We start from the raw sequence: 21992 nt of genomic DNA on the forward strand, positions 1-21992 counted from the left end.
AAACTCTGCCCACTTTAACCTCATGATAACTTTTCTTTTTAACAACATCAATAAAACGTGAGCCATAAGGTGTTGCAACATGTTTCTCCATTTTTTTCGTATTTAATAGTCCTGCTACATACCTCTTAGCAGTGTTACCTACTATTCTATTAGCAATTACTCTTTCACCGTAACTTACGCCAGCATCAAGAGCCAATTCAGCCAATGGTATTAAAAATGCAAAGTGACCATCTGGATCATTAAACATAACTGGATTATTTTTTGCATAGGTGTATTCATTTTGCGTGATTGGATCGTCATTATCTCCCGGATCTGGATCCGTAGATAAGAATACACCATGGGTTGGATGATAATAACGAGCCATGAGGTAATATAACCCTGTTTCTTTATCATACATATATCCTGTATATCCAAACGGGTTATCAGCTGCTATACCTTGCGCAGTGTTCGATAATACATTTCCCCACGCATCATATTCGTACTGTGCTACAACATTTCCATTCTGATCCGTCATCGCAATGACGTCACCATGTGCGTTGTAATGATAGTATACTGTTTGTCCTTGCTCTTTCATCGCAAGACGTGTACCTGCAACCGAATATACATATTGACGTAATACAGTTCCGTTCGCATCTGTCTCGTAAGAAACGTTAATACTGTCACCATCATAGTGATACTGCGTAATTTGTCCATTCACATTCTTTTCAATACGACGACCATCATCATCATATTTATACGTCGCAAATGGTTGGTTCTCACCTTTTTTCGTAATGGCAGTCAGTTGATCCGCTTCATTCCACGTATACGTGTACTTGTCATCCGCTGTACGATTTCCATTTGCATCATACGAAATAGACTCATTTCCGAATTGGACAAGTTGATTTCCATCATTAAATTGTGCCGTTGTAGTTGTTGCTGTACCAGATGGAGGCGTTACTTTCACACTTTTGCGATTTCCGAATCCATCATAACCATACTCTTTAATTGTACCATCTGCTAAGGTTTCTTTTGTTAACTGATTGATAGAATCATATTCATACGAAATGGTTTGTGTACTGCTGTCCGTTTGACGTTTAATACTAGTTCTGTTTCCATTTGCATCATATCCATATGTCTCATACAGCAAGATATTGCCTTGGCCTGTTCCGACTGTCAGACTGTCAATCTTGTTCGTATGGTCATAGTGGAATGTAGACCCTGCACGATTTCCTGCTGTATAAGTACGTACATTTCCAAATTCATCATAATCAAAGTAATAAGAGTTTCCTCCATCTACTACCTTTGTATTTTGATTTAAGCTATTATACTCATAACTTGTCTTATTCGTATAGGATCCTTGTGTGACTGTAGTATCTTGTAATTTTTCTGTTTGTGGCACATAGGACCAAGCTACGCTGCCACCTCGGTCTGTCATACTGGTAATTCGATTTCCTGTGTCATACGTTTTTTGACGAGTAATTCCGTTTACAGAATCCGTAACCTTCGTTTCATTTCCATTCGGATCGTACTCAAAGGAGAATGCAACGTTCCCGTTTCGCTTCGCTTGTGTAATCCGATTCGCATTATCATAGGACCATTCTAAGATGCTACCGTTTGGCATTTCTGTCTTAATTAAGTTCGTATTTGCATCATACGTATGTAGAATTTTTCGTAAAAGCGCATCTTGGAAAACGGTAGGCTTATTATCTACATCATACTCATACGTGACAGTTTGCGTTTTGCCACTTGCATCTGTAATCAGCTTTTTCGTCACATTCCCATTATCATCATACTCATAAGATACTGATGTATTATTTGCGGTTCTGTTGCAAAGTTTTCTAAACTAAGCTACACTTTCGAAAAAGAAAACGAGGAGAATCACAGATGGGATATTTTAAAGGAAAACAGTTCAAGAAGGATATTATTTTAATAGCCGTTGGCTACTATTGTCGTTTTTCTTTAAGTTATCGCGATGTGTCTGAAATTCTCAAAGAACGTGGTATTTCTATTCATCCAACAACTATCATGCGCTGGGTTCATGAATATGGAAAACTTATCTATCAAATTTGGAAAAAGAAAAACAAAAACACATTGTTATCTTGGCGTTTGGATGAAACCTATATCAAGGTGAAAGGGAAATGGTGTTATTTATATCGAGCAATTGATAAAGAGGGACAAACACTTGATATTCAACTTCGTCAAAAACGGGACACACAAGCAGCATATGCTTTTATGAAAAGACTTGTTCGATCTTTTGGAGAACCAACGGTTCTGACGACAGATAAGGCCCCTTCTTTAGCTTCCGCATTCAAAAAATTAAAAGAGATAGGTCTTTACAAAAATACCTTTCATCGTACAATCAAGTACCTCAATAATATCATTGAGCAAGATCACCGGCATGTGAAACGTCGATTCTCCCGTTCTTTAGGATTTCAAAGTCTTCGCCATGCCTCACGTACTATTAAAGGTATAGAAACTGTTCATGCTATATACAAACAAAAACGAAGTCCTCAACCAAACTTCGTTTTTTCGACGTATAACGCATTACATGAATTATTAATAGTTTCATAAAATTGGTCCATAACATTCCCCATCCCTTTATATCTTCGGAAACTTTGCAACAGAACCCTTTAAATGATTATTTAAATCATATAATCCTGCTTTTACAACAATTTTAGGAAAAGGCATATTAAATTTTTTACGTAATGTTTCACTTGTGTAGTGAAGTTCACCTTTTTTTTCGTCGTATATCTCTGCTGTTTTATTATCTTCTACCTTTAAAACTTCTCTTACATGATTAAGTAGCTGTTGCTCTCTATACATCATAAAATTTACTTACCTTTCCTTGAAATTTTGTAAATTTTCCACCTTTTTAATTCAGTATATTATTACAAAGTAAGGAAGTAGCAGACTATAGCACCAGAAGCCTATTCAACTAAACTATAGATGGCTTTGGAAGCTGTATAACATTTTCTTTACAATCAAATTCTGTCTTTTGTTTATAATTCTTTTGGGAAAGATCTACTATAAAACTCTCAGTAATATGAAATGCATTTTCCTCATTAAACATTGATAAGGGAACTGAAACCCCAACATCATTATCCATGTGGCTAAGAACCATAACTGGAATTGTCTCACCTTTTAGTAAATCAACATATGAAGTTTTTACTTTATAATACTGTCCCTCAATAAAATTCATTTTACCGTTTATCAAGTTAACTGAAATCCCAGCATTACAATATGCTAAATTTTGATTTGCAAATTGAATATCATTCGATATATTAATAAATTCCATTGCTTTATGATCAAATATATAAAATCCCTCTCTTACTACAAATAGATTGTAGGGATTAATGAATTCTAAAAGATAGTGTGTTATTTCAATACTCATTCCCTCTTCAATCATTTCTTTATATTCTAAATAGAGTTTTTCTAGTTTTTTAAATGTACCAAGTTTAATCCCCTTTACCGGTTTTGACTCTAAGGTTAAATCATCTAATACCCATTTAGCCACGTAAGTAGTCATTGGAATCATTTATTACATACCCCCTCTAAATTAAATCCACAAATTTATAAATCTATAAAGTACTTAAATCCGATAAAAAATAGTCTCTAATTTAAGTATAAGAACAATCAATTAAATAACTAAGATAATTCCCTAACTTTTTTACATCTACTTCTCAATAATTGTATTTATCAACTTATATAAAGAAACTTTCAATATCATTTTACATTTTATGGATTTTATTACGCCATCACTTGTATATACTTTTTTTATTTTTAAAAATTCTAGTTATAACATGCACTGAGCGAAATTAGTGCATGTTTTTTTGTGTAATTCAAATATTCAGTTGAAATGTATAGTTGAACTTGATAAATGGAGGTGAGTGAATGAAGCATAAATTACTGCCGTTATCCGAAACGATGCATTATATCTTATTAGCGTTACGAGAGCCGTTACATGGCTATGCAATTATGCAAAAAATAGAACGAATGAGTAACGGGGATGTAATTTTAGCAGCTGGTACACTTTATGGTGCAATCGAAAACTTAAGTAAACAAGGTTGGATCGAACCGGTACCAAGTGAAACAGGGCGACGCAAAATATACCAGATTACACATACAGGAGAAGAAATTTTAGAAATAGAAAAAAGACGATTCCAGCATATATTATCACTTTATGAAACGAGGGAGTTCGATGAAGAAATATAAGCTATTCGCAAATGTTTTAAACGAACAAGTTTGGCTAAACGATATGCTTGCTCAAGCCTATACATGTACCCATGTCAATCTGTTTTTGGGATATACATTTGAAAAAACGGCTATTAAAAAAGTAATGCGCCTTGACTATCGAGGTTATATGAGTAAGGAAAAGTATGATGAATACATCGTAGCACACGAAGAATTTGGATGGGAGCATGTTTATGGTAACCGCTTCGGTAGCATACACTATTGGCAAAAGGAAGAGGATGGGCGTGATGAAATGTTCTCTGATCAAACATCTCAAGCCGCGTTTTACAAGCGGTTGTCGGACTATTCGCTTATGCTTGCAATGATGTTTTTTTATATACACAACCACGTTAGTTGACCATTCGTTTATTCATTTGTTAAATCCTAAAGCAAGCTATTTAACAGAGGGATTATGGGGAAAGGATGGGACAGCATTTTGGAGTGCTTTTTTATTTGAAACTCCATTTGCGATGTTTCGCTTTTTAGCACCATGGATTTTTATCATTGCATGCCTTTCCTTCCTATATTCCTATTCACAATATAATAAGAAAAAGAAAGAATTAACTTAAGTCGAAACAAATGAATGTTACATAAGAAAGCGTTTATGAAGTATTCGGTTTCTAGAATATTTTTTAACTAAAGCATGGTAACAGTAAAGTTTGCGGAAATATGTCCTTAAGTTAACGGGTGCCTTTTTCTTAAGAAATCATTAAAGGAGAGTACAACATGACCATTATCAACTTGGATACTTTTCGAAAGCAGAAAGAAAAACAAATGGTGACTGTACCAATCATTGAACGGATATACAAAGAAAATGGTGAGATTAAGATTGAAGTATCTGGAGAACAAGAAGTTTCTAAATTGTGGTTAAACAGACATGATAAGCAAATATAATAGGTTACTAAAGAAGAAGGATCTGATATTTGAAGTGAACCCCAAAAGTTAGACACATATTTTTAAGCAGCTTGCGAGGTATGAGTTCTGTATTGTACAGGACTCATACCTTTTAATTTTGTCTTAATTCGATCGTTATTGTAGTAATGAATATATTGTTCTAATTCCAACGTAAAATGCTCCATGCTTTCAAACTCTTGTAAATAAAGTAATTCAGACTTTAATAAGCCAAAGAAGTTTTCAATGACTGCGTTATCTAAACAATTTCCTTTCCGAGACATACTTTGCGTAATTCCTTGTTCTTTCAGTGTGTGCTGGTATTGTTTCATTTGATAATGCCATCCTTGGTCCGAGTGAAGGATAGGTGTATCTCCGTCTTTTAAGTGTTCAAAAGCTTTATCCAACATCTTTGATACAAGTGAATAGACAGGGCGTTTCTCCACGTTATAAGCAATAATTTCTCCGTTATACAAATCAAGTATTGGCGATAAATATAGTTTCTCCCCGTGTAAGTGAAATTCTGTCACATCGGTTACCCATTTTTCATTTGGCTTTGTAGCTTCGAAATCGCGCTTTAGAATGTTCGGTGCGATTTTACCAACCTTCCCACGATAAGAACGATATTTCTTCATACGGACAAGAGATTTCAAGTTCATCTCGCTCATTAGGCGAAGTACTGTTTTATGGTTTAGTACCATGCCACGATTACGTAATGCCCATGCGATACGGCGGTAGCCATATCGACCTTTATGTTCATGAAATATACGTTGAATAACTTCTTTCACTTCACTATATTTATCTGGGCGATTTAGTCGTTTTGTCCAGTAGTAATACGTACTGCGCGGAATGTCAGCGACTTTAACTAAGTCAATGACTTTAAATTCGTACCTTAATTCATAAATTATTTGCGCTTTGTCTTTCTCGGTGATTTTTCCTTTTCTTGAATTAAGGCATGTAACTTTTTTAAATACGCATTCTCCATACGTAATCGCTCAACTTCAGCTTGTAATGTTTCTTCTGATCCTTCGACTAAGTGATTGTTTTCTTTTTTATTGTTCATAGATGGACGCCCCTTTTTCTTTGATTGAAGAGCGTCGATGCCTTGTGTATCAAATAAACTCTTCCACTCCCAAACAGTGTTAGAGCCAGGAATATTAAAGATTGTAGTAGTTTCTGAAATGGACGCTCCCGTTTCGTTCATATAATTAAGTACGTCCATTTTAAACTCAATTGAATAATTTGTATACGCTTTTGGAAAACCTTCCAATCCGTGTTCTCTAAACCTAGCTACCCATTTCTTTAGCATTGATATATTTACACTATATTTTTCAGCCACTGTTTTAAAAGATTCCACACCACTCAGGTAAGCATGAACTGCTGCTAATTTTATTTCTAAAGAATATTTGGCCATAAAAAAACTGCACCTCCAATTGTTAGACTGTGTCTAACAATTGGGGTGCAGTTCAATTCATATCAGATCCTTTTTCACTATGTATAATTACTTCACTGCTTCTTTTAATTCTTTTCCAGCTTTAAAAGCAGGTGTCTTTGAAGCAGCGATTTGCATTTCTTCACCTGTTTGTGGGTTACGTCCTGTACGTGCAGATCTTTCACGCACTTCAAATGTACCAAACCCAAGAATCTGTACTTTCCCTTCATTTGCAAGCGCATTTGTTATAGCGTCTAATACAGCTTGTGTTGCTGCAGCTGCATCCTTTTGTGTAAGTTCTGCTTTTTCTGCTACTACTTTTGTTAATTCTGTCTTATTCATTTTCTGCACCTCTTTACATATAATTAGGTAACCATTATAACGTGCCTATACTCCTGCTGCAATTAATAACATATATAGAAAACTTCCTTGATTTCTTTAACGGTAAATTTTTTAGACTGATATAGTTCGATTGCCTGTTGAATTTTCTTCTCATCTTTTTTAGGTCTTCCACCATTTCTTCCTCTTGCTCTAGCCGCACTTAATCCGGCAAGTGTTCTTTCACGGATAATGTCCCTTTCGAATTCAGCAAAAACAGCAAACATACCGAACATGGCTCTTCCTGAAGCTGTAGAGGTATCGATGTTATCTTTAAGAGAAATAAATTGAACATTTTTTTTACGAATGATATCCATGATCTCGTATAGATGTTTAACGGAGCGGGCTAATCGATCTAGCTTATAAACTACAAATACATCTCCCTCGCGAAGCATATCCAAAGCTATTTGTAATTCTTGTCGATTCTTTTGAGCACCTGATACTTTTTCCTGGTAAATACGCTCACATTGAAAAGCACATGTTAGAAATGCGACAAGAGTGGGAGTGAGGCTATATCATACCTTACATGATCTCTGGTGTACTTAATGAACATCCACGTGTCGCCATGGCTTACCGTGATAGCGCCGATCGTGACAAATTCGTAGATTTTTATGACAAGGTAACATCACCCGAAGTCACTCTGGCTCCAGCATCGAAATAGGTTAGATTGCTAAAGGTACCTCTATTGTTTCTCGTAGACGAAGCATACACTTCTCAAACATGCCCTTGTTGCCAAAGAAGAAAGAAAGTGCAGACACGTAACTACGTTTGTGTGTGCGGCTACGAAGAACACTGGGACATTCACGGTGCCCGCAACATTTTGGCAAAAGAACTGTACGGAAAGATGTGTCATATCCCGGAAGAAACGAAGAGAAAGTATTTGTGGATTGCGTAAGCAAAAAGTAGTAGACGGTGTGTTCCCACCCTTCTGCATGTGCAGAAGTTGCTTAGTCAAATGAAGAAAAGGAGTCCCTGCATAGGTGCAGAGAGGAGATGGAAAATCCGCTTCTCATGGGACCTTGTCTTTGTTGATGCTAAGAAATCCCCACTTCAAGCGGAAGCGAGTAAGTGGGGGAGGTTCATAGCGAATTATTTTTGTACTTAAATCACTTAATCTCTAAAATCATTGCTAGATCGATTGTATAATTCGTGCGAGTTCTTTTTCTAAAGCAGCGGGCTCGTTTGCATAATTGTAAATCCCTAAAAACTTCTCTATAGCCTCTGGATGGGAACTGATTAGCTTGTTGACAGCATCCTGTTGTTCAGATATGCGTTCATTCTTCGAAATTTGGCATCCCATGTGAAACCGAACCATAAACTCATCTTCTATTGCCTTTTGATATTCTTCAGACATTTGATTTGATTGATCGGATTGTCCCTTATATTTTGATAGAATATTGGATAATATACGTGCTCCACATATAGCATCATGGATACCCTGCGCCATGCCAGGATCTTTAAAACAAACTGCATCTCCAACCAACGCCCATCCTTTTCCCATTCCTTTATACCAGTAATTATCATATCCGAGAATGCCTTTGACCGGTTCTACTAGTTCTGCATTTTTCAAGCGCGCCCCAATTGTTGTATTCGGAAAGTTATCTGTAAAGAAATTGGGTAGACAGCTTTCCGGATTTAATTTCAACCGTTCTATCAATTCCTTATTTTCTAATGGGAAAATGCCGACAATTACATATAAATCATCATTCGTCGGAAAGAGAATGGCTGTGTTATCTTTTATCTTGTATACTTCAAATTTAGGGACATTATCGTGGCGAAATCCAGAGAAATACCCGAAATAGATGCCGACTGTTGCCGGAATACTTATTTTGAGTTCACTTTTTACCAGCTTGCGAATAATAGAGGATCGGCCGTCTGCCCCGACTACCAGGCGAGCTAAAAATTCTTGTTTCTCGTTGTCGCCGTCTAAACCTTTCACGCCTATCACTGTTTCGTCATCACGGATGACATCCGTCACACGAAATCCTTCTAAAACAGTTACATTCATTTGGGATTTGGCTTGTTCAAGTAGAATATGATCGAGATAAGTTCTTCTAATACAATAACAACTTTCCTCTCCGTAAACTTCAGGGATGAGACCTTCTATCACGGTATCCTCAAATTGAAATTTAATATCCCGTACCGGCGGTGCTTTTGTTTCCAATAACTTGTCCAGGACACCGGTTTCTCGAAGAAGAGCGACAGTATTATTGAAAAAGGTATGGGTTGATAATGTGTCCCTTGGAAAATTCGCTCGGTCCACTAACAACACATGGAAACCTGCCTTAGCAAGATAAATTGCCAGGGTAGAGCCGGCACATCTAGCACCGGTAATGATGACATCATACGTCTTATTCATCGTATCACTCCATTTTCAAGTACAATTATTAACTTGCTTATCCATTAGCAGAGTTCTAAAGTTAATGCCCCTACGAGTTAAAGTAATGGGGAAAATTGATAAGAATGCACTACATACATAAGGTATGGAAGCTAAAACGAAATAAGTACAGAAAATTCCCACCTGCTATACAATTAAAAATAATTTGTGGTAAAAATCGGAATGATAATTTAAGTATTAAATAAAGGTCCGTTTACAGGAAGGTACGGATGTACTTGTATCTTGATTTTTCATGAGGATTTTAAAGGTATTTTCCAATATTTGTCGTATATGTACTTGTCTCCATATTATTTTAGAGGAGAGTGGGAATGATTAGTATGAAACAGGCACTGGTGGTTCCTTGTCTTGTTACTATATAAACAAAGGCGAAGTCTTCAAAGAGACTCCGCCTTTTCAACGTACAATGAACTTCAACAATTACTAGCTACTTCCTAAACATTGTTCTTTATTTACCAACCTGTTTATGCTTTTTTCAAACTTAGCACCAGAACCCTTTAACTAAGGGGCTTACCTCAATATGATAAGTCTCCGATAATTTTTTTCTAAGACTATCTAATTCTTCTTATTTATTAAGCTCAAAGAAAATTAATTTACTAAAGAAGATAGTTGAACCTTTCCAACGTGGATCTACATAATCCCCTTCATTATAAAGGTCTATTACTTCTTTCACTTCTTCAATTTCTAACAACTCACTTGAAGGTGTTAAACGAGTTATTTTTCCTTCTTTACACGTTAAACCTAACCAACCTTGATATTTATCAGATTCATTCAATGTAATTGGTTCGAGTGGTTCTCTTATATTTAATGCCATATAATGATCCCATAAATTAATTCCATATTGATTTTTGACAACCCCAGAGATTAAACCGCCTGCTGGTCTGCATCCGATTTCTCCAATAAGTACCCCTTCGTTAGTACGGAATACTTCCATATGAACGACACTGAAATCTATTTCTAATGCGTCAATTACTTTGATTAATAACTTTTTAATTTCTTCTACATATTCATCATGTTTAACGTTTACATTTCTCTAACCGTACCCCATGCATTAATTCTTTAACTATTATTCTTAATAAAATATATTATAAATATGGTACGTGAAATTATTAATATATAGACATGAAAAGCGAGGTGAAATCAACTTTCTCTTTGCTTTTTTAGTTGGGTAGCATGCCCTTGCCAACAAGCTAAGAAACTCTTTATTCCGTAAGCTACAGGCTGAAAAAAAGAATTTGGATTATAGATAACATCAAAAGTTTTGTTATGTCCTTACCTTTAGACCTATTAAAGTTAAGGTAAAACACAAAAAAGCTGATGAGTAAAACCATCAGCTTTTGCTGCAATTATCGATTATTACGAATTAATCGATGCATTTTCAATTGTAGCCGCTTCTTCACGAGAATGTAACATCCGTTGCTCAATCTTATCTAGTAATTCTCTTATCTTACTTGAGTACATTCTGACTGACTTAGTAGATTGAGCATTCTTAAGTTCTTCGAAAAATTCTACTAAGTCTTTTTTTTCTTCAGTTGTTAAATAATCAAAAATTTCCTTTTCAGACATTAGACCCACCTCTGCTCAATTTGGTCTTATAATACAACCAAATCTTCTCAGCTCTCTATTTCCATTTGTTAACCTATTAATCCTTCTTTATTCCTTATTTTTCTTTTCAAGTTCATTCAACTTCTTTGAAATTGACTGAATTTCAGGATTCTTTTCTTGCTCAGTTGTCAAGCGATTGTGCAGCAAAAACGTTTGCCCTGAAACACCAGCAAGGATACTAACTTTTAGAATATCCATTATTGTTTCAGGATTAAACATTGCTACCCCAACAAGTGAAGCGATACTACCTACAAACATTTCCCCCAAAAAACCAGGATGAAATGCAAGCTTGCTCTTACGAGGCAAAAGAAACTTTTTGTTTGTAATGTAATGGCTAGCCAATCCTGAGATCATGCCAGCGACAACAGCAACAGTTATGACCATCATAATATACACCCCTTTTAAAAAATTAGAATTTGCAGCAGCAGTTTCAAAATACATAATGATACCTAAGTCAATACATCACCCCTTTCAGGCAAAAAGAAATAACCCTTCAGGAGAATGAATTGTTTACACACTTGAATAAGAGAACTTAATGTTTCTTAGTGTATAAATTCATTAACCCGAAGGGTTATAAGTGATTAGTGATATAAAAAAAGAAAATAAAAAAAAGTATATATTTATTTTAGCAAAGGACACCCGTAAATTCAAAAATATTCAGAATGTTACGTTATTTATTATTGTGATATTATTAATTTATACAATATTTTCTTCAAATTTATTTTTATTTTTCTCTAACAAAAATAAGAACCTCTACAGGTCCTTATTTTTTCAATTTCCCCTAAAAAATTCACACTTAACTGAACCTTATATCACTTCTCCACCTTGATTTAAAACAATTAATCCTTTATTTGTGTTCTCTAATTCATTATTTGTAGGTTTTTGTTCTGACTTCTGCTCTGGTTTTTGCTCTGATTCCTCAGGTTTTTGTTCTAGTTCTTGCCCTGATTCCTCAGGTTTTTGTTCTAGTTCTTGCCCTGATTTCTCAGGTTTTTGTTCTAGTTCTTGCCCTGATTTCTCAGGCTTTTGTTCTAGTTCTTGCCCTGATTTCTCAGGCTTTTGTTCTAGTTCTTGCCCTGATTTCTCAGGCTTTTGTTCTAGTTCTTGCCCTGATTTCTCAGGCTTTTGTTCTAGTTCTTGCTCTGATTTCTCGGGCCTTTGTTCTGGTATCTCAGTTTTTTCTTTTACAATAACTTCCACAGTTATTGTAGCCGTCGAGCTGTTACCTTCTTTATCCGTCGCTGTAACTTTCACTGTAATTGTACCTGGCTTACTTGTATCGTATGCGCCCACTGTTACTACTGGATTTGGATCTTTATTATCTTTTACCTCTACTAAATCTCCTGCATTCAAGCCATATCCTACATATACCGTTACACCTTGTTTTGCTGTAATCACTGGTGCTTCTGTATCTTTCTCTTCCTCTTTTTCTACTACTTTTACTGTTACCGTTACACTCGAACTATTTCCTGATGCATCTGTTGCCGTTACTTTCACTTGGATTTCTCCTGGCTTACTTGTATCGTATGCGCCTACTGTTACTACTGGATTTGGATCTCTATTATCTTTTACCTCTACTAAATCTCCTGCATTCAAGCTATCTCCTACATGTACTGTCACACCCTGTTTTGGTGTAATCACTGGTGCTTCTGTATCTTTCTCTTCCTCTTTTTCTACTACTTTTACTGTTACCGTTACACTTGAACTATTTCCTGATGCATCTGTTGCCGTTACTTTCACTTGGATTTCTCCTGGCTTACTTGTATCGTATGCGCCTACTCTTACTACTGGATTTGGATCTTTATTATCTTTTACCTCTACTAAATCTCCTGCATTCAAGCTATCTCCTACATGTACTGTCACACCCTGTTTTGGTGTAATCACTGGTGCTTCTGTATCTTTCTCTTCTCCTTTTTCTACTATTTTTACTGTTACCGTTGCACTTGAACTATTTCCTGATGCATCTGTTGCCGTTACTTTCACTTGAATTTCTCCCGGCTTACTTGTATCGTATGCGCCCACTATTACTACTGGATTTGGATCTTTATTATCTTTTACCTCTACTAAATCTCCTGCATTCAAACTATCTCCTACATATACCGTTACACCTTGTTTTGGTGTAATCACTGGTGCTTCTGTATCTTTTTCTTCCCCTTTTCCTACTATTTTTACTGTTACCGTTACACTTGAACTATTTTCTGATACATCTGTTGCCGTTACTTTCACTTGAATTTCTCCTGGCTTACTTGTATCGTATGCGCCTACTCTTACTACTGGATTTGGATCTTTATTATCTTTTACCTCTACTAAATCTCCTGCATTCAAACTATCTCCTACATATACCATTACACCTTGTTTTGGTGTTAATACTGGTGCTTCTGTATCTTCTTCAGGTTTTGTTGTACCACCACCATCATTTCCGTCTCCACCTGTTGGTGGTTTTGTGCCGCCACCATCATTTCCTCCACCACCTGTTGGTGGTTTTGTACCTCCACCATCATTTCCATCCCCGCCTGTTGGTGGTTTTGTGCCGCCACCATCATTTCCATCCCCGCCTGTTGGTGGTTTTGTGCCGCCACCATCATTTCCATCCCCGCCTGTTGGTGGTTTTGTGCCACCATCATTTCCATCCCCGCTTGTTGGTGGTTTTGTGCCGCCACCAGTATTATTTTCTCCACCAACTGGAGTCTTAGGCATTGAATTATCAGCAATAGCCACACCATAATCTGAACCAAAATCTCCACCGAATACAAAGTTTTTATTATCTTTATTATACGAAACAGAAGGGGTATTTGCCGCTATAACAAATGAATCATTCAAATCATTGAATCGTTTTTTAGACTTATTATTATCAATTATTCCGGCAAAATTTTGGTCTGAACTACGTGTTACATTATCAATAATTTCATTAAAATCATTAGTATCTAACTTTTCACTAACTTCATTCTTATTTTCATCTTTTTTTTTACTTTTTTCACTTTCATTTTCTTTCTTAGAAACAGATGCAGTTTTACTACTCTTTTTATCTGAAGAAATTAAAGAACATCCGGAAAGTACACCCACACTTAAAGTAGTAGCAGTAGTTGCAAGTAAGATCTGTTTAAACATCTTTGAATAATCTATTGGCATATCTTATTCCTCCTCATTTCTTAACTAGCATTTTTGGCTGCTACCGAAGCAGCAGAATTATTAGATGTTTTTTCGTTGATTTTTTCTAATAAATCTTTATTCCCAACTTTCTGGGCAAATTTTTTCGCTTCCTCAGCTTTATTTAATTTCAAATAACTATTTACAATAATGCCTTCTCTTCTTCCATCAAGAGTGATTTTATCTTTTAATTTAATAATCTCTTCATGTTTCTCATCTAAAGCTGCGATTTCAAAATTAATTAATGGATTTTTGGTTTTTAATTCTTTCACTTTTTTCAAGTTATCAATCGCTAAATAATATGAAACTATCGATTCAGCAAAATCTTCTTCTAAATCAATTGCTTTCTGTGCTTTTCCACTTAGCAAATAAGTAAACAGAACCGCTTTTTTATCTTCTTTTCCTATTTTTTTATAATCAACCTTATCAAATTCGAGTGCTGCATCTTGATACTTCTGAACAGCTGATAATCTTAGACCATTTACTAGGTTTGTGTTAAGTTCAACAATATTAGCACCAGTTGTTGTAGCTGCCTTAGAATTCTTCAATGAAGTAAATACCAAACCAGCTACCACTATTACAAAGATTGATGCAACTCCTATTACGATGTATTTATATTTTTTAAAATTTTTCAAGATTCTTTTTGGATCATTTGCAGGATTTTCATTTTGTTCTAAATCCATATTTTCAAATTTACTTTTAGATTTTCTCAACTGGGATCGAAATTGTCTTTTTTCACTTTCCTTATGTCGTTCTTTCTCTGCTCGTTTACGTGCTTCCACTTCTTTACATCTTCTTGCTTCTTCTACTTGTCGTTCTTCCTCTTCTCGACGTCTTCTTGCTTCTTCTACCTGTCGTTCTTCCTCTTCTCGACGTCTTCTTGCTTCTTCCTCTAGTCGTTTACGCACTTCCGCTTCTTCACGTTTTCTTGCTTCTTCCTCCGCTCGTTTGCGCGCTTCCGCTTCTTCACGCCTTCTTGCTTCTTCCTCCGCTCGTTTGCGCGCTTCCGCTTCTTCACGCCTTCTTGCTTCTTCCTCCGCTCGTTTGCGCGCTTCCGCTTCTTCACGCCTTCTTGCTTCTTCCTCCGCTCGTTTGCGCGCTTCCGCTTCTTCACGCCTTCTTGCTTCTTCCTCCGCTCGTTTGCGCGCTTCCGCTTCTTCACGCCTTCTTACTTCTTCCGCTTGTCGTTCTTCCTCTTCTCGACGCCTTCTTGCTTCTTCTACTTGTCGTTCTTCTTCTCGATGTCTTCTTGCTTCTTCCTCTGTTCGTTTGCGCGCTTCCGCTTCTTCTGCATTTTCTTTCTTTATACTTGACTGCTGTTGAATCGTAGTTATCCATTCAAGCGCAGGATTAGTAGTCATATTTTCACTCGTAGAATTTGATTGTTCTTCGATTTTAATCTTTTCTAACTCATTCGTCGTTTCTTCACTTGCTTCTTCCTCATGAGCACCATAATACCGTTCTTCTTCAGCTAACAATCTTTCTCGGCGTTCTTTCTCCTTTCTGATTCTTTCTTTTATTAAATTCTGCTTTCGCTTATTTTGCATAAACTAGTCAAAGCCTCCTTTCTATCGGTACCTCCTACTTGAGGTTAATTAACTTTATCCCTTCATATTAATCATGTGGTATTTTTGTTTAAAATCTAAGGAATTTGAAACTTATTCTTATATTTTTTTGCTAACTACAAAAAAATATAAGATTTCTCCTTTGAGACACAAAAAGCCCCTCGAGATAGCGTATGATTACAAATTGAAGTGCAAAATTTGTAATTCACGTTACCCGAGGGGCGATTTTGAAAATTGATTTAATCAAATAAAAAGAATATATAATCGCATTATACGGTATCATCAAATGAATATGTATATTAACTCCTTATTGTATCTTATTAAGATCATTCATAATTCTTAGTTTTTCATGAAGCAGCTTAAATATCTCATCTTTATATTCACACTTTTTCAAACGCTTAATCGCTTCATCTTTAATCTGCGATACTCTTTCAGTTGTAATCATTAATGCTTTAGCTATATCTTTATGCAAATAAATTTTTTCCTCGATAAGGCCAAAACATAAATTAAGTACCATTCTTTGCTTTGGATTTAATACATTACTAAATATAACCCAAATCTCATAATTAATTTCTTCTAATAATATTTCATTTGTAGTCGGAAACATAGAATCTTCTTCACTAATTTCAAAACGTTTCGTTTCAGCATTTACCACACTATCTAACCCAATTGTTGTTACCTGTTCATAGTAAATTTTATATCGAATTACCATTTCTTTCGAAACTTCTAATATCCGTGCAGTTTCTTCAATAGTGGGTGGTCTATTATGTTCTTGTAAAAATCTCTCTTCAAGCTCAATATATCTCATATTAAAACTATTCACATAATATGGTATTTTAAAAAGACTAGCTTTTCTTTTATATATATAAGCAAGAATATTGTTCTTTATCCACCAGTATGCATAAGTCGAAAAACAATATCCTAAATCTGGGTTAAAATCTTCAATTGCCCTTAGCATTCCCTCATTACCTTCTTGAACTAGATCAAAATATTCTACTTCTGGGTGATTATTTTTATATCTATTTGCTATATTTTTTACCAATCCTTCATTCTTAATGAACAAATAATCTCTTAATTCCGTTTCACCGTATCTATAGCGACGAAATAAATCTAAGCTCTCTTTTTTTGAAAGAATTTTATAGTCGCCTATCTCAGAATACTCACCCTTAGTTTTCTCATTTATAATGTCGTATTCTTCAATAGTTTTAACAGTAGAACCATGAATACTTAATTCATTTAATGATTCTCTCCGTTTCAAAGCAGTATATGATTGCTTCATTTCCTATCCTCCCTTCACATTACTATTATCGAATTGCTTCTAAAAATTGTTTTGTTTCTTCCTGTAAACTATTAATTAATTTACAGTTTTTAGCACATGCATTTGCTACCTCCTTATGAGATTTTGTTTTTTTTAGTTCATTATATTTATCGCATCCTTTACAGATGCAGGTAATACCCTCCATGATTTCTAATTGTTTCTTTCTCTCAAACAAAAACTGTTCTTTTGTTTTTTTCCCCCTATATTTTCTCCCCAATTAAATCACCCCGTATAAATGAATAAATTTTAGTTTATAAAAACTACTGTCGATATTACATAGATACGAAATTAACCCCAAAAACCTTTTCCCAAATATACCCTTTTTTCTATGATATAGGATTATAAAAAAATGTAAATTTAAATCTTCTAAAAATTAGAAAAAATTATTAAGAGTTTGGAATAAATTATTATTTTTTTAAGATTCCTAAATTATACTTAAATATAAACTACTGTCATGTATCGCTTATATGTATGTCTCCACAATCATTAAATCCTAAATAGAATGTATATAAGCTTGATGATTATGGCGAGCAGAATATTTAATTATTAAATGGCCATAAAAAATGGATATTTTACAATTTCAAATTACAAAACATCCATAAAGAAAAAGTTAAAAATGATTTACTTCGAATGAATATTTTGATGAATTATAATTCTTCATGTATAATAAATTTATAGTTTATTCATTCATAAAATCCTATAATATAAGGTTTATTTAACTCTATCAATTTTAGGAATATAATCTTGCAATAACAAATCATCGAGTCCTTTTCCAAGATTTATATCCCAACTAGCATAGTTGATACTTATCCCATCTTGATACAGTGCTTGCGCACATTCTAATAAAGTCTTTTGGACATCCGGATTAGCAATCATATCCATATCCAAGGCGAAAGTTGCCTGTTTTACTCCCATTTCTTTTAAAGGTCCTACCAATATTCTCCAAACCTTAACTCCTGGTATTGATACAACTGTAGTTCCATACATTAATTTTTCTTCTTCTGTCAAGAGCTCATCAAGGTTATCTGCCGAAATATCCGATTTTAAGCTACCTTCTGTAATCCATATATTTTCTTTTTGTAAGAGCTTTCCTCTTTCCCACGTTTGTAGTTCGCGAGTAGGTACAGCAACATGTATAGGTAGAGGATTCCCAACACCAGTACCATGAAACTTCCCACTTGAACTTACCCAAACATATTTACTCTCCAACTTAAGCTGTACTTCACCTACCCTGTCACCTTGATAATTTATTTCATACCATTTCTTCACATCAACTTTTCCTTCATAGATTGTTTCTTTTTTCCCATTTATATAAGATGATACTTCTATAATATTAGGTTGTTCGATAACTTCAGCTTTAAATCCCGTTTTATTATTTCTAACGATGGTAACGAATTTAGGTTTATCGATTCGATATTGAAACCCACAAATTTGATTATAAATATTTCGTTGTGGGATTAATAAAGAATCTCTCCTTCCTGAAAAAGTAAAATACCTCCCATTCTCTGTTTCTTTAGCATAAAAACCTGGAATTCCAACTATTAAACCTGTTTTTCCTCCTGCTCTTTTAATTAACTCTCTTGTAACTTCCCATGGTTTAACAGGAAAGCTTTTATAATTTCTAATAGTTATAGCTTCTTTGGGAATTTTTCTATTTGGTCCAGTTAACATTTCAATATGTTCATCTCGAACTTCTAAATGCTGCAAGAACATGTAGTAGATGATATCTAAAGTGTAATCATTTTTCTTTTTATGTTCTTTAACCATTTGATCTGGAGAAAAATCGTATCCCCTTTTTTCATTTTCAGCTATTAAATGCAAATAACCAGCTTCACCTAATTTTGTTTCTGAAGGTATTCGTCCACATATTATTTTCGTCTCCGAATCATTTACCATGCACCATCCTTGCTTTCCGCATATTGGACATGTAGTTCTATAAAACTCAAACCACCTCTCATTACTCCCTTTACTCATACTACGTGCCGGTCTTAAAACTCTATTTGATGCTAATTTTTCAACTGACATCGTAATCGCTCCTTTTCGTTAACAGAAATAAAAAAGCCCTTCGGAATACGGAAATTAAACACTACACATCAATGTGCAATATAATCCGTAACCCGAAGGGCTTGTAATAATCACTAGGAAAATAAAAAGACAAATATAGTTTATATAATGAATATACCAAATTTTACTAACACAAACTAGAGATTAATCATATTTTTCTTTAATATACTTCAAACTCTCCTTATCTCACTAGACTAATAGTCATAACTTTCTAGTATGAGCTTATTGTTATTTGCATTCTTGTTAACAATAATTATATTTTGTAAATAGGCGTTCAAACTGTCCGATGCATTATCAGTCACTTTAACTGGATGTGTTACTAAATCTAAATTCTATAATTCATTTACTAGACACACTTTTTTAATTTTGGCGAAACATAGAAATGTGGCTTTTAGTGTTTTAAAACAAGGCGAAAAAAACATGTTTCAAAAAAAAGAAATTAGATGAAGTACACGACGTATTATTAGCTTCTCTTGAGCAAGACGAACTTAAGTACAAAGATAAATAACAAACCAAATACCCCTAATCAATGTGATTTCAAATCTACTGTTGGTTATATGAAACCAAATTCAGCGTAAATATCAACTTCATGTAAACATTTAAAAACTTAAACCTAAATTAGACGGATACATTGGAATTAACATATCAAATGAAATTGACATGTTAAGATGCAGAATGCTTATTGTTGTTAATTTCATGTTGACTGTTTTTTCTTGTTAATTCTAATAACGTTAACAAAACATTAACATATCTATGTTTTGTTAACGAGAAAATAATATGCATATTGAAATCTCTTAGTCTAAGTTACTCAGAAATTTATCTGTAGTTGTGAAATCACAAGAACAGATAAAAAACTAATCCTTAACAGCATTCAAGTTATAACCATCAATGACAAATTGCGTTTATAGCTACAAACACAATAGAAACTATTGAACAGATTGCGCTTTGTGATGATGCACTAACAATCTTAGAGGCCTTAGAATAAGTAATCCTTTTTGGAGGAAGCAAGCCTACAGGTATCTTCACTTTATCAAAACATAGCCTCACAATTGAAAATAAAAAGAAATCGGCTGATACCGTACAAATAACAATTCCAAATGAAAATATCAATCCCCCTAATCATAACGTTAAACCAGAGGATCTATCTTTGGAATACGACTTTAATGTACTATTACTAATAACTTTATTCAATCAAATTGAGACTCCCACGGTTAAAACCGCAAGCCCTACACCTTACGGTGTGACGGGTGGGATTCTTGAATGACTAAACGTTCGCAGTCCATTTCTGTTTTGAACAGCCTTCAAGATGAGGGCATCTCATTGCCCCTCCTAAGACAGTGCATAATAGCATCTTAGGCTGATTGGCTGTTACCGCCAATCACAGTTGCGTAGCGAATATTCATCGCCCCAACAATATCACGATGTTTCTCGAATCCACATCGGCACTTGTATTTTCTGTCTTGCGCTTTGTTCTTTTCAGAACATTTCGGACAGGTTTGACTTGTATAAGCAGGGTTCACGTATTCAACTTTAATACCAACTAAATTCGCTTTGTATTCAATGAATTGAGATAGGCGATAAAATGACCAAGTGTGTAGGTTTTTTTCGTTTTTACGGCTTGTTCGTGCCGTCTGTCTAATATTCGTTAGTTGTTCTAAACGAATGACAGAAATGTTATTATCTGTTGCAAAATTTACGATTGCACGACTTAATTTGTGGTCTTGGTCTTGCATCCATCTTTGTTCTTTATCATCAAGTTGTCGAATGGCATTCAACTTCTTGTTTTCTCCTAACTTCTTACGAACACTACGAAACTTACGCTTCATGTACTTATTTTGTCTACCGTTTCCGAAGAAACGAACCTTGTCATCGTCTGTGATGGCTACCGCAGGAACTTTGAGACCTAAGTCTACTCCTAAAATCCTCGTTCCTGTTTTTTCATTTGTAGGAATCGTCACAGATATTTGTGCAATCCACTTACTAGATTTTTTCGTGATACGAAGTGTACCTAATTTGTGTTTCAACAAATCAAAGTTTCGGTTGTCTTTATCAACCAATAAAGCACGAACCTTTAAACGAGTTGAATTTCCATTTACCATAAACGGAATTGAAATATGTGTGAAGTCAAATGAATAATTTTGATTATTCCATACGCAAACAGGTTTCTTTAGAATAGGTACAATTTTATATTTGCTTTTCTTCACTTTTGTAGAAAAAACACTCTTAGCGTCTTTAATTGCTTGATTTTTCACCGCACTTGGGATATTAGCTTTAATATCTTTTGTACTTTTCTTAGTACTTTTCTTTGTTTCAACCATTTCAGATACAAGTGTATTAATGACTTTAATATACTCGTGGCTACTTTGTTCTAATAGTTGGATTTGTTCTTTTGTTGGAAGCAATTTAACTTTGACTGTTATAGTTTGTGACACAAGTTTCACCCCCTCGTCTTTTGATTTTCAACATAATGTTTTATTGTCTCACTTGATACATTTCCAGCAGTAGAAACAAAATAGGAACGTGTCCATAGACTTGGCAAATGCATGAGATGTGGGAACTCTTCTCTCAAGCGTTTCGATGTCACCCCTTTAATTTTTGCCATTGTATCAGCAGGACTAAGAGTTGGTAGTGTATTTAAGAACAAGTGAACATGGTCTTTACCACATTCCATTGCGACAATAGCAATATCCAGTTCGCCACATATTTCTTGAATCAACTCTTTGAAACGTTCTTCTACTTTTGTGTTAAGAAAAATCTTTCTTCTGTATCGTGGGCAAAACACAAAATGATAGTTAATTAATGAAACGGTTGTTTTAGTTTTTCTATAATCATTCATCATGCCTACATTGTATTAGTTCAATTATATAACTGCAACAAAAAGATTAAAAAAAAATAAAAGATATCAATATTTTGGATACTTGAAGCACCACAAATCTTGCGATTTCAGTGGTACTCCGTATCCAACCTCACTTTCATCCCATGCCTAAA

At 34.7% G+C, this 21992-nt stretch carries 21 protein-coding genes and 3 pseudogenes; 7 read left to right on the forward strand and 17 right to left on the reverse strand.

Annotation, left to right across the window (positions count from 1 at the left end):
* Positions 1-216: 216 nt before the first annotated feature.
* Positions 217-1795, reverse strand: a pseudogene (locus AB1284_RS25260) (RHS repeat domain-containing protein); the annotation flags it as partial.
* A gap of 68 nt (positions 1796-1863) precedes the next feature.
* Here AB1284_RS25260 and AB1284_RS25265 point away from each other — a divergent pair.
* Entirely contained in the window at positions 1864-2550 is a 687-nt protein-coding gene (locus AB1284_RS25265; protein WP_429761942.1) for an IS6 family transposase, read from the forward strand.
* A 27-nt stretch (positions 2551-2577) separates the two neighbouring features.
* Here AB1284_RS25265 and AB1284_RS25270 read toward each other — a convergent pair whose 3' ends face one another.
* Both AB1284_RS25270 and AB1284_RS25275 read right to left on the reverse strand, forming a co-directional pair.
* Entirely contained in the window at positions 2578-2805 is a 228-nt protein-coding gene (locus AB1284_RS25270) for a hypothetical protein (RefSeq protein ID WP_429761943.1), read from the reverse strand.
* A gap of 109 nt (positions 2806-2914) precedes the next feature.
* Positions 2915-3514 (reverse strand): hypothetical protein, encoded by a 600-nt coding sequence (locus AB1284_RS25275; protein WP_429761944.1) that lies wholly within the window; start codon positions 3512-3514, stop codon positions 2915-2917.
* A gap of 356 nt (positions 3515-3870) precedes the next feature.
* Between AB1284_RS25275 and AB1284_RS25280 the strand changes: the two genes are divergently transcribed.
* From AB1284_RS25280 to AB1284_RS25290, 3 genes are all read left to right on the forward strand, one after another.
* A complete protein-coding gene (locus AB1284_RS25280) occupies positions 3871-4191 on the forward strand; it encodes a PadR family transcriptional regulator (protein WP_429761945.1) in 321 nt (106 codons plus the stop codon).
* The gene (locus AB1284_RS25285) at positions 4178-4567 is read left to right on the forward strand and encodes a DUF2812 domain-containing protein (RefSeq protein ID WP_429761946.1); all 390 of its coding nucleotides are present in this window, start codon (positions 4178-4180) and stop codon (positions 4565-4567) included. Before AB1284_RS25280 ends, AB1284_RS25285 begins: the two co-directional genes overlap by 14 nt.
* Positions 4568-4935: 368 nt before the next feature.
* Positions 4936-5103: a hypothetical protein gene (locus AB1284_RS25290; RefSeq protein WP_429761947.1), complete on the forward strand. Its 168-nt coding sequence runs from the start codon at positions 4936-4938 to the stop codon at positions 5101-5103.
* A 62-nt stretch (positions 5104-5165) separates the two neighbouring features.
* Here the strand turns inward: AB1284_RS25290 and AB1284_RS25295 are convergent.
* The 3 genes from AB1284_RS25295 to AB1284_RS25305 form a co-directional block, all read right to left on the reverse strand.
* A protein-coding gene (locus AB1284_RS25295; RefSeq protein WP_429761948.1) for an IS3 family transposase occupies positions 5166-6514 on the reverse strand; the annotation gives its coding sequence in 2 pieces (ribosomal slippage) (positions 5166-6058 and positions 6058-6514; 1350 coding nt in all).
* An 87-nt stretch (positions 6515-6601) separates the two neighbouring features.
* Positions 6602-6874 carry an HU family DNA-binding protein gene (locus AB1284_RS25300; RefSeq protein ID WP_429761949.1) on the reverse strand — a complete coding sequence of 91 codons (273 nt, stop codon included), beginning with the start codon at positions 6872-6874 and terminating at the stop codon, positions 6602-6604.
* A gap of 62 nt (positions 6875-6936) precedes the next feature.
* Positions 6937-7368 carry a recombinase family protein gene (locus AB1284_RS25305; protein WP_429762110.1) on the reverse strand — a complete coding sequence of 144 codons (432 nt, stop codon included), beginning with the start codon at positions 7366-7368 and terminating at the stop codon, positions 6937-6939.
* Between the two features lie 8 nt (positions 7369-7376).
* Between AB1284_RS25305 and AB1284_RS25310 the strand changes: the two are divergent.
* Positions 7377-7571, forward strand: a pseudogene (locus AB1284_RS25310) (nucleoid-structuring protein H-NS); the annotation flags it as partial.
* A 24-nt stretch (positions 7572-7595) separates the two neighbouring features.
* A complete protein-coding gene (locus tag AB1284_RS25315) occupies positions 7596-7805 on the forward strand; it encodes a zinc ribbon domain-containing protein (RefSeq protein ID WP_429761950.1) in 210 nt (69 codons plus the stop codon).
* A gap of 234 nt (positions 7806-8039) precedes the next feature.
* On the opposite strand, the gene AB1284_RS25320 is transcribed toward AB1284_RS25315, so the two are convergent.
* Entirely contained in the window at positions 8040-9269 is a 1230-nt protein-coding gene (locus AB1284_RS25320; protein WP_429761951.1) for an NAD(P)/FAD-dependent oxidoreductase, read from the reverse strand.
* 390 nt (positions 9270-9659) lie between these two features.
* Between AB1284_RS25320 and AB1284_RS25325 the strand changes: the two are divergent.
* Positions 9660-9743: pseudogene (locus AB1284_RS25325) on the forward strand (IS6 family transposase); the annotation flags it as partial.
* Between the two features lie 127 nt (positions 9744-9870).
* On the opposite strand, the gene AB1284_RS25330 reads toward AB1284_RS25325, so the two are convergent.
* The 10 genes from AB1284_RS25330 to tnpA form a co-directional block, all read right to left on the reverse strand.
* The gene (locus AB1284_RS25330; protein ID WP_429761952.1) at positions 9871-10239 is read right to left on the reverse strand and encodes a hypothetical protein; all 369 of its coding nucleotides are present in this window, start codon (positions 10237-10239) and stop codon (positions 9871-9873) included.
* A 422-nt stretch (positions 10240-10661) separates the two neighbouring features.
* A complete protein-coding gene (locus AB1284_RS25335; protein WP_429761953.1) occupies positions 10662-10871 on the reverse strand; it encodes a hypothetical protein in 210 nt (69 codons plus the stop codon).
* A gap of 87 nt (positions 10872-10958) precedes the next feature.
* Positions 10959-11297: a DUF4257 domain-containing protein gene (locus tag AB1284_RS25340; protein ID WP_429761954.1), complete on the reverse strand. Its 339-nt coding sequence runs from the start codon at positions 11295-11297 to the stop codon at positions 10959-10961.
* A 420-nt stretch (positions 11298-11717) separates the two neighbouring features.
* Entirely contained in the window at positions 11718-14039 is a 2322-nt protein-coding gene (locus AB1284_RS25345) for an adhesin (protein WP_429761955.1), read from the reverse strand.
* A 20-nt stretch (positions 14040-14059) separates the two neighbouring features.
* A complete protein-coding gene (locus AB1284_RS25350; protein WP_429761956.1) occupies positions 14060-15604 on the reverse strand; it encodes a hypothetical protein in 1545 nt (514 codons plus the stop codon).
* A 325-nt stretch (positions 15605-15929) separates the two neighbouring features.
* Entirely contained in the window at positions 15930-16901 is a 972-nt protein-coding gene (locus AB1284_RS25355) for a sigma-70 family RNA polymerase sigma factor (protein WP_429761957.1), read from the reverse strand.
* A gap of 25 nt (positions 16902-16926) precedes the next feature.
* Positions 16927-17157, reverse strand: coding sequence for a hypothetical protein (locus AB1284_RS25360; RefSeq protein ID WP_429761958.1), 231 nt, complete (start codon positions 17155-17157; stop codon positions 16927-16929).
* 494 nt (positions 17158-17651) lie between these two features.
* Positions 17652-18965, reverse strand: a complete 1314-nt coding sequence (locus AB1284_RS25365; protein ID WP_429761959.1) for a DNA primase — start codon at positions 18963-18965, stop codon at positions 17652-17654.
* Positions 18966-20356: 1391 nt separating this feature from the next.
* The gene (locus AB1284_RS25370) at positions 20357-21436 is read right to left on the reverse strand and encodes an RNA-guided endonuclease TnpB family protein (protein WP_429761960.1); all 1080 of its coding nucleotides are present in this window, start codon (positions 21434-21436) and stop codon (positions 20357-20359) included.
* Positions 21437-21441: 5 nt separating this feature from the next.
* Positions 21442-21843, reverse strand: coding sequence for an IS200/IS605 family transposase (gene tnpA / locus AB1284_RS25375; RefSeq protein WP_429761961.1), 402 nt, complete (start codon positions 21841-21843; stop codon positions 21442-21444).
* Between the last annotated feature and the right edge of the window lie 149 nt (positions 21844-21992).

The organism is Bacillus sp. S2(2024) (assembly GCF_050474045.1).
GTDB classification, from domain to species: Bacteria; Bacillota; Bacilli; order Bacillales; family Bacillaceae_G; genus Bacillus_A; species Bacillus_A yunxiaonensis.

Bases quoted from the DNA above. Each gene is read 5' to 3' on its own strand.
- AB1284_RS25265 (WP_429761942.1), top strand. From the start codon at position 1,864: ATGGGATATTTTAAAGGAAAACAGTTCAAGAAGGATATTATTTTAATA.
- AB1284_RS25270 (WP_429761943.1), bottom strand. From the start codon at position 2,805: ATGATGTATAGAGAGCAACAGCTACTTAATCATGTAAGAGAAGTTTTA.
- AB1284_RS25275 (WP_429761944.1), bottom strand. From the start codon at position 3,514: ATGATTCCAATGACTACTTACGTGGCTAAATGGGTATTAGATGATTTA.
- AB1284_RS25280 (WP_429761945.1), top strand. From the start codon at position 3,871: ATGAAGCATAAATTACTGCCGTTATCCGAAACGATGCATTATATCTTA.
- AB1284_RS25285 (WP_429761946.1), top strand. From the start codon at position 4,178: ATGAAGAAATATAAGCTATTCGCAAATGTTTTAAACGAACAAGTTTGG.
- AB1284_RS25290 (WP_429761947.1), top strand. From the start codon at position 4,936: ATGACCATTATCAACTTGGATACTTTTCGAAAGCAGAAAGAAAAACAA.
- AB1284_RS25300 (WP_429761949.1), bottom strand. From the start codon at position 6,874: ATGAATAAGACAGAATTAACAAAAGTAGTAGCAGAAAAAGCAGAACTT.
- AB1284_RS25320 (WP_429761951.1), bottom strand. From the start codon at position 9,269: ATGAATAAGACGTATGATGTCATCATTACCGGTGCTAGATGTGCCGGC.
- AB1284_RS25330 (WP_429761952.1), bottom strand. From the start codon at position 10,239: ATGGAAGTATTCCGTACTAACGAAGGGGTACTTATTGGAGAAATCGGA.
- AB1284_RS25335 (WP_429761953.1), bottom strand. From the start codon at position 10,871: ATGTCTGAAAAGGAAATTTTTGATTATTTAACAACTGAAGAAAAAAAA.
- AB1284_RS25340 (WP_429761954.1), bottom strand. From the start codon at position 11,297: ATGATGGTCATAACTGTTGCTGTTGTCGCTGGCATGATCTCAGGATTG.
- AB1284_RS25345 (WP_429761955.1), bottom strand. From the start codon at position 14,039: ATGCCAATAGATTATTCAAAGATGTTTAAACAGATCTTACTTGCAACT.
- AB1284_RS25350 (WP_429761956.1), bottom strand. From the start codon at position 15,604: ATGCAAAATAAGCGAAAGCAGAATTTAATAAAAGAAAGAATCAGAAAG.
- AB1284_RS25355 (WP_429761957.1), bottom strand. From the start codon at position 16,901: ATGAAGCAATCATATACTGCTTTGAAACGGAGAGAATCATTAAATGAA.
- AB1284_RS25365 (WP_429761959.1), bottom strand. From the start codon at position 18,965: ATGTCAGTTGAAAAATTAGCATCAAATAGAGTTTTAAGACCGGCACGT.
- tnpA (WP_429761961.1), bottom strand. From the start codon at position 21,843: ATGATGAATGATTATAGAAAAACTAAAACAACCGTTTCATTAATTAAC.